At 26.7% G+C, this 3,654-nt stretch carries 6 protein-coding genes; all 6 read left to right on the top strand.

Annotated features, from left to right (window positions below; all coding sequences use genetic code 11):
* Positions 1–587, top strand: a 587-nt coding sequence (locus Q0V15_RS12465) for a hypothetical protein (RefSeq protein WP_297439468.1), incomplete at its 5' end; no start/stop codon positions are given.
* Between the two features lie 83 nt (positions 588–670).
* Positions 671–1,459, top strand: a complete 789-nt coding sequence (locus Q0V15_RS12460) for a Fic family protein (protein ID WP_297439467.1) — start codon at positions 671–673, stop codon at positions 1,457–1,459.
* A 188-nt stretch (positions 1,460–1,647) separates the two neighbouring features.
* Positions 1,648–2,016 (top strand): GntR family transcriptional regulator, encoded by a 369-nt coding sequence (locus tag Q0V15_RS12455; protein WP_297439466.1) that lies wholly within the window; start codon positions 1,648–1,650, stop codon positions 2,014–2,016.
* Between the two features lie 47 nt (positions 2,017–2,063).
* Positions 2,064–2,759: an ABC transporter ATP-binding protein gene (locus Q0V15_RS12450; RefSeq protein ID WP_297439465.1), complete on the top strand. Its 696-nt coding sequence runs from the start codon at positions 2,064–2,066 to the stop codon at positions 2,757–2,759.
* On the top strand, positions 2,746–3,444 hold the full coding sequence (locus Q0V15_RS12445) for a hypothetical protein (protein ID WP_297439464.1): 699 nt from the start codon (positions 2,746–2,748) through the stop codon (positions 3,442–3,444). Before Q0V15_RS12450 ends, Q0V15_RS12445 begins: the two co-directional genes overlap by 14 nt.
* Before the next feature lie 19 nt (positions 3,445–3,463).
* Entirely contained in the window at positions 3,464–3,619 is a 156-nt protein-coding gene (locus Q0V15_RS12440) for a hypothetical protein (protein WP_297439463.1), read from the top strand.
* Positions 3,620–3,654: the final 35 nt, after the last annotated feature.

Below are 3,654 nucleotides of genomic sequence, written 5' to 3'. Positions count from 1 at the left end.
TAGATATGACTTTAGGAGATTGGTTTTTTATAGTAATGAATCTTATTATGATTGGTTGTGTAGTATTTACTTATAAAAAAATTATTATGAGATTTATTAGGTTTACAAAACTTAGTAGGAATAAAAGTGCATTAATTATGAGTAAAGGAAATTATAAAAGAGATTTTTATGTGAGTATGGTTATTTTAGTAGCAGCAATAGGTTTTATATTAGCAGAGATATTTTATACAGGAATCCAGGCATCACTTTCTAATATGTATATGTTTTGGTTTTTACCAATATCAATGGAGCCTAGCTACTCTGGTAAGGTTTTTATATTTTTTGAAACAAATGCTTTTGTACATTATGATAATAATATGATTGAGTATAAGGATATAGAGAAAGTTAAAATTGTTGCTTTTAGAAAGACAAAAAGAAGAAATAAAGTGATTTTAAGAATTTTAATTAAAGAAGCTAAAAATAGCTCAGCTATAACTAGAAAAATAAATTTTATTCATGTTAAGCTTAGGGAACTTGATAGTATCTTAGAAATTTTAAGAAGAAATGATGTAGTAATTGAAAATAGAAATACAGGAATTATAATTTAATAATGTATATCCAATATATAATTTTTATATTAGAATAGTAATTAAGTTAGTTAGCTACTTGATATTATGGGAGTGATAGATATATGAATAGTGAAAACTTAGTATTTGCAGATGTACAGGATGAAGTATTAGATAGGTATAATATTAAATATAATAGAAAAACAAAATCTATGATATATTTAAATAAAAATATAGATATAGAAGTTTTAGTTGAATGTTGTAGAGAATTAAAAGTATCGAGCTATAGTTTTAAGCTTGAAGAAATATATTCATCTATGAAAATAGAAAATAATTCTTTATCAAAGTGGGAAACAGCAAGTGTTTTAGATGGAAATATTATTGATGATAAGCAAAAAGATTCCTTAGAAACTATGAACTTAGTTCATGCAACTAATACATTTAATAATTATCCTATAACAGAAGAGATAATAAAAGCTATACATCTTCTAATTTGTGTAAGTACACATAGTGGTAATGAACTTTTAGATTATAGAAAAGAAAATGTTTATATAGAAGGTTCATCATTTGTACCACAAGGGTGGGAAAGTGTTTCAGAATCTATTAAAGAATTAGTAGAGATATATAATAAAGATATAGATATTTTGGATGCTTTAAAGTTTAAGCTATCATTTGTTACAATAAATCCATTTATTGATGGAAATAGAAGAACTTCAAGGCTTTTATTAAATTCTATATTATCTAATATAGGATATGGAAGACTTGTTATAAATCCAAGAGATAAATATTTATATTGTCAGGCTCTTGAAAATGCACAAGTTAATGGGGAATTTGATGAGTATTTAAGATTTATGCTAAATGCTTATATTAAGCAGTATTATAGTATAGCTATGTTTAAACAAGAATTAGAATAACTTGAAATATAAAGAAGCAGTAGAAAATTTAATTTTCTACTGCTTTAATTTTAGTGAATACTAATTTTTAGTTTTTGTTGCAAATAAAGAAAAAGTAAAAATTTACAAAAAAAGTATTTACAAAATATGGATTATATAATATGATATTAGTGTACTAGGAAAGTGGTACAGTTGGAGGTGAGAAGTATTTGAACTTTAGCAATATAGAATTTAACAATAATGAACCTATTTATATGCAAATTGTTGAGCTTATTAAAAGAGCTATTGCAACAGGAGAACTTTGTGAGAATGAAAAACTGCCATCTATAAGAGAGATGTCTAAAGGCTTAAAAGTTAATCCAAACACAATGCAAAGAGCATATTCTCAGCTTGAATTAATAGGTGTAACTTATACTAAAAGAGGCATGGGTTCATTTATAAGTGAGGTAAAAAGTGATACTGATTTACAACTTGAAATGGCAATACAGATATCAAAAAAGTTTTTAACTGATATGGATGGTATAGGGATAGAAAAAGAAAGAGCTATTGAAATATTAAGTAGTGAAAAGTTACAGTAAGTCTAGGGTGGGAAATTGAGAATTAAATAAGAGAGGAGAATTTAAAAATGATTAAATTAGTGAATTTAAATAAGCGTTACAAAGAAAAAGTTATTTTAAATAATGTGAGTCTTGAAATTCCAAAGGGTGAGATAATAGGGATTCTTGGACCTAATGGTGAGGGGAAAAGCACACTACTTAAAATTCTTGGTGGTCAAATAAATTTTGATAGTGGAGAGTATTTTTTTGATGGTGAGAAAATAAATCCTACTGCAAAAGGAAAAATAGGTTATATGAGTGATGTTCCTATAATTCCGAGTGATTGGAAAGTGAGTGATGCTATTGATTATTACAGTAGATACTTTAAATTGTTTGATAGAGAAAAGTGTAAGCAGATGCTTGAGGTATTTAAAGTTAAGACTTCTGATAAAGTGAAGATTTTATCAAAGGGAGAAAATGAAAAGTTACATCTAGCACTTGCATTATCAATTAAAGCAAGACTTTATATAATGGATGAGCCACTTGCTGCAATAGATTTAATTGCAAGGGAAGAAATAATTAGAATGATTTTAGATAGTTTTGATATGGAAAGTACAATGATTATCTCAAGTCATTTAGTATCTGAGATAGAGGGTGTTTTAGATAGAGTTATTTTGCTTAAAGCTGGAGATATAGTTTGTAATAGTTTAGTTGAAGACCTAAGACTTAAAGGGCAGTCAGTAGTTAATCTATACAAAGGGGTGTATGGAAATGGTGGGAATTAAGAAAAATTGGCTTTATAATCAAGAAAATACTGCTATAAAGATGGAGTATATACTTATTATCTATGGAATTATAGTATTACTTACTAAGATATTTATAGATTCAAGGATAGTGAGAATTTTAGTATCTGTTTATAGTGGGGCATTTTTAATGATTATGTTTATGGTGTTTTTATATCCACTTACAATTTTAATTGGTATGCTTCCATATATTGATACTATCAAGCCATATATGAATATAGGAAATCTTCCTCTTAGTAAAAAGAAGCTTTTTATGATGTCATTAAAAAGTAATGGACTGAAGATGCTTGCATTAGTAGGAGTAAGTTTTATAATAAATATGTTTTTACAGTCGTCTATACATCTTGGAACTTGTGTAGAAGGAAGTTTGAATTATCAGCTTAGCAGGGCTGTAGATACATTACTAGTTGCTTTAATTATATTTTTTCAAGCTTTTGTTATTTCTATATTTTACTATGTAAAAGGATTTTCAGGAAAAAAAGCTAGTTTAATAGTTTTTGGAATAGATGCAGTAGTTTTAATAATTTTACTTGGAATAGGTGCCGTTATAGGAAATGATTTTATAGGCTCAGTTGAGTTTTTATTTATAGCTGGTGGTACATTTTTTGTTGGTAGCTTTATAGGATTTTTAAAATATTGGAATGATATTGAAAGGGTATGCAATTAGCATATAAATTGGTGATTTTATGGTGAGAGGAATTAAAAAAGATTGGCTTTATGATATGAATAAAGCATTTAGATATGTTCAGCTTATACTTCTTGGAGTTGGAACTTTTTTTCTAATTAGTAAATATTTTGTGGGAGGAGAACTTAGTGAATTTCTTTTTAAAGTATTGGGATGATATAGAAAATATATGTAATTAAATATAGGATAAGA

The organism is uncultured Clostridium sp. (genome assembly GCF_947036855.1).
Taxonomy (GTDB): Bacteria; Bacillota; Clostridia; order Clostridiales; family Clostridiaceae; genus Sarcina.
Note: the sequence above shows the minus strand (reverse complement) of the source record. Positions and strands in the feature narration are given on the sequence as shown.